This is a genomic window from Mesorhizobium sp. WSM4808 (genome assembly GCF_055811675.1).
Window position 1 is genome coordinate 1 of sequence record NZ_JBVVQX010000034.1, and the last position, 15,041, is coordinate 15,041.

Sequence of the window (15,041 nt, forward strand, 5' to 3'; positions counted from 1 at the left end):
GTTCATCTGCAAGGCGTGGGCGTCACAACCGGAACGCTTCAAACTCGATCCGCTCCAGCAAATGCCGGGACTAAACATCTAGGCGCGGCATGGGAAACGATGGGCGTGACGACAGGACCTAACCTGTGACCTCCTCGCCCCTAGATAGCGGTGTCACGCACCACCCAGCTCGAAAGCGAGGCGCTCTATCCTCTGAGCTACGCCACGATCTGCTTATGCATCGTTGTCCACGACCAGCTGCGGCTTCTTGCGCTTCAACCGGTCCGACCTCTCCTGCGCTGCCTTCTTGATCTCGGCAGCCTTCTCCAATGCAAACGGCTTGGCGGCCTCGATCAGCCCGTCGAAGTGATAGCGGTTGGTCATGCTGCCATTGGGCGTGTTGCGCCGTTCTTCCCGGCCAAGAAGTTTGAGTGCCTCGAGGGCTGCGATGCGTTTCTGAATGGTGCGGGGCGTCACCCCGATTGCCTTGGCGATCGTCTCGACCGAGGGGTGGGGGAGGTTGTCGGGCAGCCACCAGTACTGGACCAGGTGGATGATGATGTTCATGTCGAGCGCATCGAGGCCGAGAGCCTGCTGCTTCTCGATGATGATGTTGGGGAACGCGCTCCAGCCCGTGGCCATGAGTGCCTTGGTCCACTTCTTCTCGTTGGTGCGTAGCTTATCGACGTCTGCTTTGGCGGTTTCTGGCTGGGCCATGCGAGGCTCCTTGTGGTGAACTGTATCCAGATATGGTGGTTTCCCGTGATGACGCAAGGGCATTGGGGGCGATTCTGGATTCAGGGGGAGGGTGTTTCAAGGTTCGTCCGGCCTGTGTCCTTGGATTCAGGGGCCGGGGAACCGCGCTGCACCCAAAAGAAGATGACTTGATAATATGAACTGTCGATCAGACGAACCGTGCTATATGCAAGCGATAAGATAGAGGCCCCCCGAGCAGAGGTTCACCCGGAGGGTGTTGACAAAGAGAGCTTCAATACCCATACTTTGCATGTGAGCATCGCTCCGGGGTTGGCGCCAGGCGCCAGCCGAACTTTTCAAAACGAAAGCCCGGCTAGTCCGGGTCTTTGTTTTTTATCCTATCAAAACAGCTGTATTTGATGCCACGGGACGCCAACTCCTCGGGCGGCAGGTGCGCGTCGATGAGACGCTTGTGGTCCATCAGGGCCCTGTAGGGCCGGTAGGACGGGTCATAGCCGCCCTTGGCCATCGGATAGAGGTAGAGATCGGCGATCTGCAACATCGGCGTGGCTTTGGTTCTGCCGCGCGGCTCCCCGCGCACGATGTCTTTGAACTCCTCAGCGGTTAATGACCCGTAGCTGGCGGAGTTGACGCCATCGAACGGCATCCCCTGCGTCTTCAGATCCGCGTGTAGGCTATCAGGTGGCGGTCCTCGGCTTTGCCAGCCCTCTCGAAGAACACACGCAGCTTGCGGTCCTGGCTACGGGCGTATTTGGCAGCGCGCTCGATCAGGACGCAGTAGGCGGTCTTGCACATGAACCAGAGTTGGTCCCGGTACCGGTCGCGGTAGCGGGCAACATAGCCGGGTCGGTCGATCACCGCGGCGATGCCGATCACGGGCAGCTCAAGCAGCATCCCCTGCAGGTCGCCTAGGAACTCAAAAGCGGCCTCGGGCTTCTTCAGCCAGCCGAAATCGCCGCGACCGCCCCGGATCGCCCAGGAGTGCAACGGTAGGTGATGCCGTGTTTATGGCAAAAGGCCTTGTGGCGAGCGTAAAGCTCGTCGACGTCTTCCTCGTTGATGAGGATGCCGCCGAGGGCGAAATAATCCATTTCGTCCCGACGCTTCTCTTTGGGCTCTCTGTCTGGCTCACGGCTGCCGCTGTCATCGAGGTAGAGGTGAATTTCGCGGTCTGTCACTTAAAGGCTTTCCCTATCCCGGGCAGCTTGGCCCAAGACGAAACCTGTACAGCTTTTCGACAGGCCTGCGTCTAAGGGCGCGCAACTGCCAGGAAAGCAACGTAGTCACGGTCTGCCCGCAGAACAGGTCAGCCCGCCCTCATCTGCACGATCAGGGCCTCGCAACTGAGCGTGAGCTGGCGGGCGTAGGCTTTCGACGCGTCAAACACTGCCCGTTTCGTGACGCCAAACAGCAGATATAAGGCGTGCACGGCGGCCAGAATCCCCAGTGCCACAAGCTTGCCATGGGTCAGTTCCGCGAAATCGGGTTTGTAATAGATGATTGCCGCCGCAGCCGCGATGGTCAGCAGGTTGAGCCCGATGCCGTAGGGCTTCAGCGCGAGCAGATTGCGGTAGTAGCCGTAGGTGATGTTCTCGTTGAACAGAATCCGGAACTTGTCAGTGTCGCGGGTGTTCTCGCGCAGCCAGTTGTAGCACTGGACATAAAAGGAGGCGGCTTCGTCGGGATCCTCGATCTCCATATCCCGGGTCGGTGCAGGCTGGCCAAGCTGCTTGGCCAGGAACTGCCGGTAGCGCTCTTTGGTCTTGTCATCGAGGGTCTTGTCGAGGTGACTGAGCTCCCGGTTTTCCGGGCGCCCGCCCGTAGTCGCAAACAGCTGCCGTTCCTTCCGCTTGCCGAGACGGCGCGCGATGTTGGACGCTGCGAAGAACAGGACCGTGACGGCAACGCCGATGATCGCCTCCGGCAGGCTAGGCTGAGCCCAATTGAAGGCGAGGACAATCAACACGATCACCGGCGCGATAGCCAGCGCCGCCGGCGCGAGGCGAGCCTTGATGGAATAGGCGTCGAGATAGTCGTTCATCAGGCCTTCTTGTGCATGATGGCGTGATAGGTGCCGGGGGTGGCGATCAGCAGAATTGCCGGCGGGGCCCGTTCGGCCGCCACCTGCTTGGCGGTCTGCCGGTCGGTGCCGGAGGGGCCCTGTTCGGCAAGGTGGCTGTGCCAGGTGCCGACATCGAGCAGCGAGCGGCCGCTGTCCTCGAAGCGGGTGTTGATGCGCTGTTTCATGCCTTGGGTGCCGAGCACAAACAGGGTCGGCGTCCTGACGCTGTCTTCAGGCGCCTCGATCAGGTCGACCACGGTCACGGTCTTCCGCAAGGAACTGCAGGACCCAATCAACAGCCCGCCGGTCTCGACCTTGGGATATTTGGCGATCTCCTCGCGGATCATGCAGGCGACATCAGACGACAGGCGCAGCGTCCATTCCCCGCCCTCCACCGGAATCTCCAGGAATTTGGGCACCGCCAGGCGGCGCCAATGCGTCGACGGGTTATCAGGCTCCGTCACGCCAACAACGAGTTCTCCGTCATCAGGATTGGCGATCGCGAGCCGCATCAGCTCTTCGGTGGCTGTGGCGGTCATTGCTGACAGGCGCGCGTCGGTCATCGGCATGGTCATCGAGCCGCAGCCTTCGCCGATTTGGATCTGGGCAAGCCCGAACGCGGGATCGAACAGCAGGGTCCGCTCGTAAGCGGTCACCGTCGCCGACAGGACCGTCTGCAAATCGGCAAGGCTTGGATTGCGGCCTGCGCCTTCATGGAAGACAAAAGCGCCGCGGCCGCGGCCGAACAGCGCGATCTCGGCCACGCGCGCCGGCAGCTCGGTCGGGGTGACCATCGACAGCGCGTCGCGCATCAGGCTCGACGCGGTCGTGTTGATCAGGGTCCCGGTGCCTGCAGGCGCTATCTTCAACCGGTCCTCGGGCCGTTTCAGGCCCTTGACGACGTCGATCAGGTGGGCCACGGGCTTTTGCCCGAGCGGACCCAGTTCCTCGGCCAGTTCGAAGGCCTTCGGCCAGGGCAGGGGGACCCGCACAAGGGCGTCCCTGGCCATATTGTGCGGTCGCAGCTCGTTGCTGTCGGACACGGCGAGGATCTCGGCGCCGGCCCGGGCTAGGTGCAAGGCAGCCTTTGACCCGACACTGCCGCAGCCGACCAGGCTGAACGGCGCGAAAATCGGAGCGGCCGACACGGTACGCAAGAGCTTCGGGGTGGTGCGGTCCAGCTGCTCCATGGCGACGACCGTCTTCTCGTTCGGGCCTTCGAACAGGGACGCCCGCTTCGGCTTCGCCGTAATCTCGATCAAGTAGGGGAGCAACTCAATCGTCGAATCCCGGCCGATGAGCGGGAAGGGGCGCCGCGCGCACAGCACCACGGCGACCGGTAGAACCGCGGCTGTGGTCTTGGTCTTCCATCGAAGTTCGAGCCTGCCGAGAAACCGGTCGAACTCCGCGCCGCAACCCAGCGCCACAGCGCGTTTGGCCAGATCGTCGAGCGTCTGGACGGTCTCGGGGAGGACAATGCTGGTGATGGCATCCTTTGGCGGCCAGATCAGCGCCGTCACGCTGATGCCGCTGTAGCGGTCTTCGCCTTGAGGCTCAAACGGGAACGGCTTTATGTCACCGAAGACCGCGGCGAGCTCGTTGTTCGCCGAAAGGGTGTAACCCGTTTTGCCAGAGAGATCCTTGCCCTTCGCGAATCTGGTCGCAAGCCACACGGAGCCCGTCTTGTCGGTGACCTGGCTGCGGGCGTAGTCCGCATCGATAATCACCCGGTCCGGCAGGCCCTGACGCATCACCGGTTCCCAGCCGTGGTCCGGGTCCATCAGGGTGCCGAGCGCGGCGCGGCCGAGCCAGATGCCCATCTGGTTGACGATCGCGCCGATGCCGAGCTCGAGCAGCCCGTGCTGGTTGAAAAATTCATCCTGATTGCCGTCGACGAGGCAAGGGGTCGGACGAACGTGGTCCGACCCGGGTGTCAGGTGAGCCATGTCGCGTGGGAAATCAGCGCGTAGGGCGAAGGTGGGGCAGCGCCACGGATAACCGGGGCGCAGCGTGACCTCGACGCGCTCGACCGCCAGAACGCCATTGGGGGCACCGCCCTTGGCGACCCAATGGGTCGGCATCTCCACGGCCAGATCAAGGAACAGCGCAGCCGCGTCCTCACTGACGGCGATCAGGCCGCAGGCGACGCATTGCGGAATCTCGTTGGCGACACGCAGAAAATGGTCTGCGTGCCGCTGCATGTCTGCCGGGGCCATAGGTTCAGCCGTGAGCCCTGGGCGTCGTCGTCACGCCGCTGACGCCGGCGATCGCCGCGGCCTTCTTGGGCGTCAGCGCCTGCTTCTTGGCCGTCCCGGCGCTGGTGATGTTGAATTCCACCGGGCCATCATGCTCTTCGGCATATTCGGTTGTGCAGATGAAGCGATCGCTGGACGTGATTGAGACGTATTCGCGCTTGGCGCGTTCGTGCGGCGGGTTGTCATCGTCCTTCTTGATGGGCTTGCACGAGGCCACGATGATGGCGCCTTCGCGCGTCTGCGACAGGGCGTTCCTGGCGTCCTCGGAGACCTTGACCTTCTCGCCCAGTTCCGACCAGCGGTCATGGCTCAGGGTGCGCCAGGAGCAGTGGTGGGGCGTTTCCATGACATCGTAGCTCAGCCAGTCCTTGTTACTGTCCTTGTGGCGCTGCCACAGCCGATCCCAGATCGTGACATCGGCGTCGCCACCGGTCAGGAAGCGGCAGCGGTCGGCGAAACCGTCGCCGGCTATGGAGAACCGCACGATTGCCGAGGAGTTGTTCTTCTCGAGTTCTTCGATCAGCTCCTTGTCGTCTTCATCGACATACATCGGCGCGAGCAGGCGACCTTCGAACTGACCGGCGTTCACGCGATCGGCCGCGGTCAGCAGCTCGTCCTGCTTGACCAAGATGTCGGTCAGATCGTCGGTCTTGCCGTCCTTGTCCTCGCCCAGGATCAGGATGCGGTCGCCCGAGCCGGTGCCGGCCAAGCCCTTCTCGCGGAACAGCTTGACCCGGCGGCGCGCCTCTTTTGCCCAGGCTTTGGCCTCGTCGCAGAGTGTATGCTGCGTGCTGGCGCGGCGAAACACGATCGGCGACGACCACATTTCACGGATCAGGATAAGGTCCTCGTTGCCCTCCGGGAAATCCTCGGGCGGGCCGAGATAGAAGTGCGTCGTCAATCCAGTCACGTGATCGGAGTCCGGATGCGACAGCAGGAACGCATCGACATAGAGCCGGCCCTTATCGTCACGCGGCAGGCGTCCCTTGAGATCCTTGGCGACGTCATAGGTGTCGTCATCAGGGTCGTCGGCGGCGGTGCGGATGTTGATGTCGACGAGGATCGTCTGCTTGTTGTTCATTTCGATCAGCGCCATGTCCCCGTTGCCAACGGGGAAGAAGGTCAGTTTTGCGGGCATTAAGGTCGGTTCCTGTGTTTGGCCGGAACGGCCGCGCAGCGGATCAACTCCGCGTGCGCGCGCCGCCGGCGACTATGCCTGTGGCTTGTCAATGGGGCCTTGGGGCACTAGAACCGACTTGCAACGGTACGGACCTGTGGTCTGGGCAGTCTTACGGCGCCACGTCCGCAGGTACGCACAAACAGAAGGCAGGCGGTGGAATCACCGCCTGCCTTTTTTATGGCACAGCGTTAAAATGAAGTAAATACGTTCGTGCAGCGCGTTGCACTGAGGGTACGATTATTTGGCAAGTTGTCAACAGGCCAAACAGGCCAAAACGCCGCAGGCGGCGATGCATGGCAGGTATGTCTTTTTACATATGGTAGCGGATACCCCAGAGCGCAAGACGTGCATTGCTGGCAGTAAAGTTCCCGCCGCCGCGCGTGCTGTCGGCTGCGAACCCCGGTGCACTTGTCCGGATACGCTGCCCTAGCCGGCACGTCGACGCAGTACCGGCTGGCTTCAACCGGCTGTGACGGATGTTACTCGTATCGCCCGCCGAATAAATCGCCGACCGCCCTGCGTCTTTTGTAGGTCAGGTCGCGTTGCCGGAGGTGCTCCGGCTTGTCGTGCAGCATATGGCAGCGCTGACAAAATGCGCGGAGGTTCTTCGGCGCGTTGTTCGAGAGGTCGAGGTGCGCGGCCGCGAGGGCAACCTTGGTGTGCATGAGCGGTTCTGAGCACTCGAGAAGGGGAGGGAGCTCGGGCAAGGCCTTCCCCGCGCCAGACCGCCAAACAACGGCTTCTTCATCCCACCAGCGGCCGTCGCCGAGGTGCGCGGCTGTCTTGCCGTGTGGCCGGCCACAGTTTTCGCAACGGCCTTTGGCGCGCTTGAACCGCACCCATTGGGACAGCTCCGGCCAATCGATCGGGTAGAACCAGCGGCGGTGCTTGCGGATCGGCATCAGGCGGCCTTCCCTTGGCTGCGGGCCGCTGGAAAATAGGCGTAGAACGTGGTGCGGGCCACGCCCATCCGCTTGGCGATGTCTGAGGATCGTGCCCGCTTTCAGCAAGGCGCTGGCAGCCTCCAAATCCGCCTCGGAGAGTTTTCTGCGGCGCCCGCCTTTCCGGCCCCGGGCGAGGGCGGCCTTTAGCCCCTCGATCGTGCGCTCGCGGTTGAGGTCGAGAAAATACTCTGCCATGGCGCCATGCATTTGCAACGCGAACCGTCCGTGCGCGGTCTCGCTGTCGAAGTGTTCGGTGAGGCTCTGGAAGGCAACTTCCTGGCGCCGCAGCGTGTCGGTCGTGCGCATCATCTCGACGAGGGACCGGCCGAGCCGGTCGAGTTTCCAGACGACCAGGATGTCGTCGGGGCGGAGGAAAGCGAGGGCCGCCTCGAACTCCGGTCGCTTGGTGCCGGCACGGCCGGACTTCTTTTCCTCGAAGATCTTGGTGCAGCCGGCGCGGGTCAGGGCGTCGCGCTGCAGATCCAAGTTCTGGTCGACAGTCGAGACGCGGGCGTATCCGATGAGCATGTACGGATAGTCTCACATGACGTTTTCCGCACAATAGAATTCCGCACATAGTTTCCGAACAGAATTTGCTGCCGTTTTGCCAATTTCACGTCACCTTGGCCGAGTGTCCGGAAAACGGTCGTTTGCCGGACATAGTGAAATGGCATATTTTTAGGAGCAAATGTCTCGCCTTGGGCATTTCACCGGCAGCTTTGCGCCTCACTGGCGACATTGGGCGAGCCGCTCAGGCTAAAACCAGACGTCCGATGTTCGCGACGAGCGAGTCAAACCCGAGCGTTTCAAGACATGATTATTGGCACGCAAGCTTTTGTCTTGGTCGTACAGCTCACAGTTCAGAGCGGCATGGTGGCGAAGATCGACGTTCGTGCTTAGTCGGAATGGCTCGCCAAGTAATGACCGGCAGTTTTGTTGCGGAAATGTTCTCGCCTCGCTATATACCAATGACATCGGCGAACTCCGCGCAAGCGATGTGATTCGACCGGATTTACCGCTTGTGAGGGGCGAATGGAGCATGTGTTTGTAGCCCATACGAATCTCTTCTTCGAGTGCAAGCGCCTGGAAGAGATCCCCTGGCTCGACCTCGCGGTGGACCCGATTGTGATCGCATTAACCAAGCCCGTTTTGGCGGAGATCGACAAGCACAAGAAGGGTGCCGGCAGAACGCGCAAGCGGGCGATCGAGATTTTGGTGCGCATACGGGGAATGCTTGGGACCCTTCCGCCGGAAGTCGTTATCCAGGAAACTGGACCGCGTGTCGTGCTCCGGCTCATGCCTATCATCCAGCCCGCCCCAGACCTCGCCAGCTCACTTGACTACAGCATCAACGACGACCGGATTGTCGGGACTGTCGCCACCCTTTCGAAGGATGAGACATTCGCCTCCGTCTCAATGCTGACAGATGACAGTGTCGCGGCATCCACTGCGCAGGGCATCGGCGTTTCCTTCTTTCTGATCCCGGGGAGTTGGAAGCGACCGCCGGAAGAGACCACCGAGGCGAAGCGAATCAAGGAACTGGAAAAGGACATCTCGATCTATAGGGCGCAGGAGCCCGTCATTAGCATCGCGAACGCCTCAGGCGAGGCAACAGCGGCCAATGTGGTCCGCCGGGTCGCTTTGGCACTTGAGCCGTCCGAGATTGACCAGCTGATCGGCAAGCTGAAAGCGCGGCACCCTGCAAAGGAGGATTTTGCTGCTCCGGAAGCCGAGATTCAGGCCGATGGAACCGAAATTTCCTACGAAGCGCCGGATGCTGAAGCGATTGGGAAATACTCGTCCGAAGCCTACCCGAAATGGATCGACGCGTGTCGCTCAACCTTTGAATCGCTGCACAAGGACCGCACGGAGCCCGAGGCCGAGATAGCCCTAACATTTGGCGTTGCTAACGGCGGCACTCGACCGGCGTCAAAGATGCGCGTGTCGTTTGAGGCTATCGGCAACATCGATTTGAGTCATGACGCACATGATCCGGACGATGACGAGGATCAGAATGACGTCAACAGGCAATACGCGCTCCCCCCGATTCCCAAGCTGCCCGCACCGCCTGTTGCGCCGACGGTTCGACGAATCGTGAAGCGGCCGCCTGCTGCTTCGAAAGCCGTTGATATCGCTACACTGAGAGTGCCCGGCGGCGGTCTGAGGATCTCCGAACTGGATAAGGCGTCTCGCGGACTGATTGGCGGTCTTGGTCCCCAATTGGCGGCAATGCGCAGCGCGCAGTCCACGTTCGACATCTCCACGGCAAAGGCGCGCTCGCAGATCTCGCACGTGGTATTGGGCCTATGTCGGACATCATGAGAATGGCAAAGGAGCATGACAGCCTGCGTAGGTCGCTTATTCAACCCACTGGTCTTGCTACGCGAACATACATCGATATGCCTACTATCCGAATGCCGCCGATGCCAGAGAAGCATGATCCTGAGGGGTTTTACTACGATCGGTGGCCGAAAAGGAAACCGACCAAGCGTGGCGCTCTGACATGCGATCTGTTCCGTCATCAGCGCGGCGAGAAGTTCTTCGAGGTCGACGTGCTGTTTCCCGACGATGGGGACGTCAGCGGCGCAGTGCGGCGTACCGTCGAGGCCGAGAACCTGACCAAGCCGGCCGAGCTTCTTATACCCGTCAGCCGCAAGGTCGAAGCCTACAGTCTCCTGGCGATCGCAGATGAGATGGTCGAACGCTGTGGCCGTTAGATCGAGCCCTACAACGGTCTTCTAGATATCAGGACGCCTCGGCCCATGGGGTGAAAATGCATACGCGCGTCGGAGGTCCGACACCTTTTGAAGCTTCGGGCGGCAGCTCGAACTGTCGTTCCGGATGACGACCTTTGCCTGGCAGGCCCCCTTAACAGCAGTCTATATCAGGGTAGCGAGCCCCAAATTCTGGCAAGAAGAGGAGGCCGCCATCGTGGTCCTTATGCCAGGCAAGTCATCCGCGCCAAGCTAGAGACGCGGTGCATTGCTGGTCTCGGCGGATCGGATACTGCAAATGCCCAAATTGGCGAGGCCTTTTCGTGCGTCAGTGCGAATATGAGAGTCCATTCGTTTCTTTCTGGGACAAGTGCCTGAATGGTCTTGTAGAAGCCTGTAAAATAGCGTCACAATAATGCGGGGTTTTTCTTTGGGGGAATATGCACAAATCGCTGGGCAATGCATTGATTGGCCTGGTGGTTATTGGGGTGGCTGTCGGCCTTGGTCACGCGTCCCTCGCTGCCAACGGCGAGCTTAAAAGCACCACCGGGAACACCGTCACGGTAACCTACGCGCCACACGATTTTCACAAGCCCTTCCCTCGGAGGCCTCACGCTTCCGCAGCTGTTGATCCTTATGGAGCCAACACTCTGGAGTTGGATTCAGGCGTCAAGTGAGCGGCCTAATAAATCCAGGCTTCCGCTATCTGCGTATGTCCTAGAACTGTCGATTATCTACGATTCCACGGAGCCTGAGCATGCCGACGGTCCCACCCGATCTTAAAGGCCTCTTCAAGTACCCCAAGATGACTGGCTGGTTCCACCCAGCCCTGCTGTTACGCCTGATGTGGCGGGTCATACTCTCAGACCTTTTTGGTCAGTATGCTGATCGGCGGTTGATCGTCGCCGCCCTTGACACAGTGCCGCCTGAAGACCTGGTAGCTCGTGCCCAACAGTTCCTCCCGGGAAAGGATAACGAGCAACTGTGGACCTTGGATCCGGATGACGAGGGCGCTGTCTGGATCGATTTTGTGGCCGACCTGGGCGACGGATTCGACGCCACCTACGCGATTGCCTCGCTTCTCGCGCAGGAAACGCTTTCGGTTGACGGCCACTCGCTGAAGCGCGGACAGATGCTTTTCATGGGGGGAGACGAGGTATACCCCCGCGCAGCGCCCGAAACGTACCAAAAGCAACTGCGCGACGCGTATGAGTGGGCGTTCCCAGATCCTAACCAGCGTCTTATCAAAGGACCGCCGGTTTTTGCTCCGCCTGGTAATCATGATTGGTACGATGGCCTCGTCATCTTTCTTTCGCTTTTCTGTCGAAAAGACCACATGCACCTTGGTGGATGGCGCACGCACCAGCGGCGGAGCTATTTCGCCGTTCAGCTTACGGATAATTGGTGGCTGTGGGCGATCGACGCGCAGCTGGACGACGATGTCGACCAACCGCAGAAAGAGTACTTTATAGAAATCGCTAAGGCGATGCCGCCCAACACCAAGATCATTCTCTGCGGGCCGGAGCCTGGCTGGCTCTACACCGGACCGCCCGGAAATAAGGCCCTGAGCGTCATGAGCTATATCGGATGGATAGCGTTAAATCAAAAAAAGGGCCTTACGGTTTCCCTGGTCCTGTCCGGAGATACGCACCACTACAGCCGATATGTTGCTGATGACGGAAACACCCAATTTGTCACCTCGGGTGGAGGAGGGGCCTTTCTGCATCCCACCCATCAGGTAGAAGCATCTGTCGATCTGGATCGAAAGGCAGATGGCTACACTTGGCTGAACAACCAGATCAAGAAACTGGCCCTAGGGTCCGACGGGCAGGGTAGGGAAGCCGTCTACCCGTCGAAAGCCGAAAGCCTTTCCATGTTGGCTGGCAATTTCGGATTTGCGGCTTACAATCCTGCGTTCGCCATGGTGCTCGGAAGCCTCTACTGGCTGGTGGCCTTGGCCGGATCGTTCCTGCCCGTAGACATCTACTACATCGCGCCGGCTTTGTTTTTTGCCGGGTTCTGGGGCTACACGATAAAGCAGGAAGGTGGTGGCGCGAAGATTTGGCTGGTTTCAGCTGTCAATGCGCTGGCGCATTGCCTTGGCGTACTACTGACTGCAGACATCGTATCCTGGTTCAACGGCCGCTTCGTCTATCTGGGAGCATGGCCACGCTTGTCGTTCTGGCTTTATGGCGCCGAGATGACTGCGGTTGGCGGTTTGATCGCCGGCACCCTATTTGGCGTCTATCTCTATGTGACCTCCCGCTGGCTGAACATGAACCACAATGACGCGTTCAGTTCGATGCGGCGTGACAGCCACAGGCACTTGCTGAGACTGCGAATCCAGGACGACAAAGTCACGGTATTCCCTGTTGGGCTCACCAAGATCCCCAGACGCGACGAATGGCGTGTCAACGACGCCAATTTGGGCACTCCGTCTCCGGCCTACGTGCCTGAACCGAGGTTGGCGCCGCATCTGATAGAACAGCCCTTTTCTGTTCATTAGCGCTGGACCTTCGCGTCGCTGATCCGGCTGACGAATTTGCGTGGCCGTCTGCCCAGCTCATGCAGCCTCCTTGCGTGACAATTACCGGCATCCTCCCGTAATGAGATCAGCCCTAATTTAACATAACGGATATTATGAGAAGCTAAGTCACTGAAACGAAATGATAAATATAAGTTCCATAATAATAGAACTTATGGGACTCTGCTTTTTGCTTTACGCTTACGGGCTCTATTGGCGCAGTGGTTGTTACGTGTTGGCCCGTCAGCAAGCATTTGTGTAACACATTTCTACAACCTGGCGCCAAAGGGAATACAGCAAAAGATAGAAAAAGGTGTGTTGCAGTTGATACAGAGACTCCTTATATTCGCTACTCTGGCGGGGGGCGCGCATGACCGATATCTTAGCCAAGATCTCGTCCTACAATCTTTTCAACAACTTAGTGCCCGGCGCCATTCTGAGCGCCCTTCTCTCAATCCTCGGCATCTACCACTTTGAAAGCCTGTCTGTGGTCGCCGATCTGGTAGTCTACTATTTCCTGGGCATGATTGTCAGCCGGGTGGGCTCGATCCTCGTCGATCCGATACTACGGTTTGTACGCCTGCTCCCGAGGCGGAATTACCCCGCCTTCATCGACGCCAGCGCCAAAGACGAGAAAATTCTAGTGCTGCTCGAAACCAGCAATATGTACCGCACCATCTTTGCGCTCTTGGTGGTGGTCTTTGCGGCCTATAACCTGCAGTCCTTTGGCACCGCGGTATCAGCCGGAACGGCCGTCAATGTCGGGCTCTTGGCATTGGTCGCGCTATTCCTAGTGTCCTATCTGAAACAAAATTTTTTCATCATCAAACGTGTTGAACATCACAAAGGCTGAGCCATGCCACTGGTCAAATCGCTGTCGGTCGGTAACGGCGACATGTTTTACATTCGGCACGCCACCGATAATTTTACAATCATCGATTGTTGCATGAGCGACATTTTGAAAGATGCCATCGTAAAGGAAATCAAGGCGTCCTCATCGGATAAGGGGATTTCGAGGTTCATCTCGACCCACCCTGACGAAGACCATATCCTCGGCCTCGCCTACCTCGACGACCAGATCAATATCGTGAATTTCTATTGTGTTGCCAATCAGGCAACCAAGGACTCACCCTCGGAGTCGTTCAAGCACTATTGCAAGTTGCGGGACTCGTCAGCCGCATTCCATGTCTACAAGGGCTGCTCCCGAAAATGGATGAACGTCAGTGATGACACGCGTTCGAATGCCGGCATCAGCATCCTCTGGCCCGAGGTTGCAAACGCGAGCTACCAGGCAGCACTTGAGGAAGCTACAGATGGTACTGCCTTCAACAACATGTCTTTGGTGGCGCGCTATTCGATAAAGGACGGCGCGAGTTTTATATGGATCGGCGATCTGCACACCGAGTTCATGGAAGAAATTCTGGACAGCATCGAGCTGGAGAAGACGACGGTCGTATTTGCCCCTCACCATGGTCGAAAGACCGGTAAAATTCCTAACTCGTGGCTTGAAAAACTTGACCCCCAGATCATTGTGATCGGCGAGGCGCCCTCCCGCCATCTAAACTACTACACCGGCTATAAAATCGTGACACAGAACGAAGCCGGTGACATCACTATGGACTGTATTGGCGATAAGGTTCATTTCTACGTCTCAAACGAAGACTATAGTCGTGAGGACGTCCTCGATGACGAGGGGATGACTGCCTATCCCAACTACGTCGGTTCGATAACCGTCGAGACCGAATACACCTTGGATGGTTAGGCACAGCAGAGGGAGGACTGTCATGAAGTCTTTGATGCTGGGAATCTTGCTCACCGGCGGGGCTTGCAGCCAAGCGCTTGCATGGGGTCCCGAAGGGCATTCTATCGTGGCAGAAATCGCCCAACGGCGCCTTTCCTCCACCGCGCTGATGGAAGTCAAGCGCATCCTGGGCGGAGAAGTGGCGATGGCATCTGTTGCGAGCTGGGCCGACGATGTTCGCTACGCAATCCATCCGGAAAGCTACAATTGGCACTTCGTCGACATTCCTCTGGCCGACAGCAAGTTCGACCCGGTGTCCCAATGCGCCGCGAATGCGCAAGGTGATTGCGCCATCGCTGAGATCGATCGAGCCGAGCATGAAATCACCTGCGCAACAGACCCTATGCAGCGCAGGGATAGCCTGCGTTACCTCATTCACATCGTGGGAGATCTCCACCAACCATTCCACACCGTGGCTGACAACACCGGCGAGAACGCGCTCGCAGTCACCGTGAAGTTCGGTGGGTTGATCAAAAGTCCGCCTAAGAACCCTGCCGACAACCTTCATGCGGTGTGGGACAGCACAATCATCAAGCAAACCACCTATGCCTGGGGCTCCTATGTTGATCGCCTAGAGACTGACTGGCTGCTCAAGCATCCCGAGGCCTCTGAAACGCTTGACCCAGTAGCCTGGACGTTAGAAGCCCATGCCATGGCGCAGGACATGGCCGCCGGCATCACTAACGGCGCAACTCTCGACAACGACTATTACGCAAAAGCTTTGCCCGTCGTGGATGAGCAGCTCGGCCGCGCGGGCTTAAGGCTTGCTGCGGTTCTGAACCGCTGGTTGGCCACTGCTCCCGCATGCCCCCTGCCCTAAAGCCGTTCTGGCGCCTGCGCGCGTCCGTGATTTCGTGCCTCCCTG

General features: G+C 59.1%; 15 protein-coding genes, 1 tRNA gene and 1 pseudogene. 6 read left to right on the forward strand and 11 right to left on the reverse strand.

All coding sequences use genetic code 11. The features are described from left to right. Nucleotides 1-100 precede the first annotated feature (100 nt). From AC0L2U_RS32510 to AC0L2U_RS32555, 10 genes and pseudogenes are all read right to left on the reverse strand, one after another. Nucleotides 101-207 (reverse strand) — tRNA-OTHER (locus AC0L2U_RS32510). Nucleotides 208-213: 6 nt separating this feature from the next. Beyond that, the gene (locus AC0L2U_RS32515; protein ID WP_473603396.1) at nt 214-696 is read right to left on the reverse strand and encodes a helix-turn-helix domain-containing protein; all 483 of its coding nucleotides are present in this window, start codon (nt 694-696) and stop codon (nt 214-216) included. Nucleotides 697-1,048: 352 nt separating this feature from the next. Next, complete coding sequence (locus AC0L2U_RS32520) at nt 1,049-1,342, reverse strand: hypothetical protein (RefSeq protein WP_473603397.1); 294 nt, start codon at nt 1,340-1,342, stop codon at nt 1,049-1,051. 11 nt (nt 1,343-1,353) lie between these two features. Then, entirely contained in the window at nt 1,354-1,683 is a 330-nt protein-coding gene (locus AC0L2U_RS32525; RefSeq protein ID WP_473603399.1) for a hypothetical protein, read from the reverse strand. Beyond that, complete coding sequence (locus AC0L2U_RS32530; RefSeq protein WP_473603400.1) at nt 1,635-1,874, reverse strand: DUF3800 domain-containing protein; 240 nt, start codon at nt 1,872-1,874, stop codon at nt 1,635-1,637. The genes AC0L2U_RS32525 and AC0L2U_RS32530 overlap by 49 nt, the downstream gene beginning before the upstream one ends. A 128-nt stretch (nt 1,875-2,002) precedes the next feature. After that, entirely contained in the window at nt 2,003-2,737 is a 735-nt protein-coding gene (locus AC0L2U_RS32535) for a hypothetical protein (protein ID WP_473603401.1), read from the reverse strand. Further along, nucleotides 2,737-4,974 carry a Mov34/MPN/PAD-1 family protein gene (locus tag AC0L2U_RS32540; RefSeq protein WP_473603403.1) on the reverse strand — a complete coding sequence of 746 codons (2,238 nt, stop codon included), beginning with the start codon at nt 4,972-4,974 and terminating at the stop codon, nt 2,737-2,739. The genes AC0L2U_RS32535 and AC0L2U_RS32540 overlap by 1 nt, the downstream gene beginning before the upstream one ends. 4 nt (nt 4,975-4,978) lie before the next feature. Continuing rightward, nucleotides 4,979-6,151: a ComEC/Rec2 family competence protein gene (locus AC0L2U_RS32545; RefSeq protein ID WP_473603404.1), complete on the reverse strand. Its 1,173-nt coding sequence runs from the start codon at nt 6,149-6,151 to the stop codon at nt 4,979-4,981. A gap of 521 nt (nt 6,152-6,672) precedes the next feature. Beyond that, entirely contained in the window at nt 6,673-7,095 is a 423-nt protein-coding gene (locus tag AC0L2U_RS32550) for a hypothetical protein (RefSeq protein WP_473603405.1), read from the reverse strand. Further along, a pseudogene (locus AC0L2U_RS32555) lies at nt 7,095-7,665 on the reverse strand (recombinase family protein). The gene AC0L2U_RS32550 and the pseudogene AC0L2U_RS32555 overlap by 1 nt, the downstream one beginning before the upstream one ends. A gap of 504 nt (nt 7,666-8,169) precedes the next feature. Between AC0L2U_RS32555 and AC0L2U_RS32560 the strand changes: the two are divergent. Together AC0L2U_RS32560 and AC0L2U_RS32565 are read left to right on the forward strand one after the other, a co-directional pair. Next, nucleotides 8,170-9,459 carry a PIN domain-containing protein gene (locus AC0L2U_RS32560; RefSeq protein WP_473603407.1) on the forward strand — a complete coding sequence of 430 codons (1,290 nt, stop codon included), beginning with the start codon at nt 8,170-8,172 and terminating at the stop codon, nt 9,457-9,459. Between the two features lie 101 nt (nt 9,460-9,560). After that, nucleotides 9,561-9,854, forward strand: coding sequence for a hypothetical protein (locus AC0L2U_RS32565; protein WP_473603408.1), 294 nt, complete (start codon nt 9,561-9,563; stop codon nt 9,852-9,854). A gap of 404 nt (nt 9,855-10,258) precedes the next feature. On the opposite strand, the gene AC0L2U_RS32570 is transcribed toward AC0L2U_RS32565, so the two are convergent. Then, a complete protein-coding gene (locus AC0L2U_RS32570; protein ID WP_473603409.1) occupies nt 10,259-10,441 on the reverse strand; it encodes a hypothetical protein in 183 nt (60 codons plus the stop codon). 167 nt (nt 10,442-10,608) lie between these two features. On the opposite strand from AC0L2U_RS32570, the gene AC0L2U_RS32575 reads away from it, so the two are divergent. The 4 genes from AC0L2U_RS32575 to AC0L2U_RS32590 all read left to right on the forward strand — a co-directional run bounded on the left by AC0L2U_RS32575 (nt 10,609) and on the right by AC0L2U_RS32590 (nt 14,996). Further along, a complete protein-coding gene (locus AC0L2U_RS32575; RefSeq protein ID WP_473603411.1) occupies nt 10,609-12,357 on the forward strand; it encodes a metallophosphoesterase in 1,749 nt (582 codons plus the stop codon). A gap of 388 nt (nt 12,358-12,745) precedes the next feature. Then, nucleotides 12,746-13,228, forward strand: coding sequence for a hypothetical protein (locus AC0L2U_RS32580; protein ID WP_473603412.1), 483 nt, complete (start codon nt 12,746-12,748; stop codon nt 13,226-13,228). A gap of 3 nt (nt 13,229-13,231) precedes the next feature. Then, on the forward strand, nt 13,232-14,137 hold the full coding sequence (locus tag AC0L2U_RS32585) for a ComEC/Rec2 family competence protein (RefSeq protein WP_473603414.1): 906 nt from the start codon (nt 13,232-13,234) through the stop codon (nt 14,135-14,137). 22 nt (nt 14,138-14,159) lie between these two features. Next, complete coding sequence (locus AC0L2U_RS32590; protein WP_473603415.1) at nt 14,160-14,996, forward strand: S1/P1 nuclease; 837 nt, start codon at nt 14,160-14,162, stop codon at nt 14,994-14,996. The last annotated feature ends 45 nt before the right edge of the window (nt 14,997-15,041 follow it).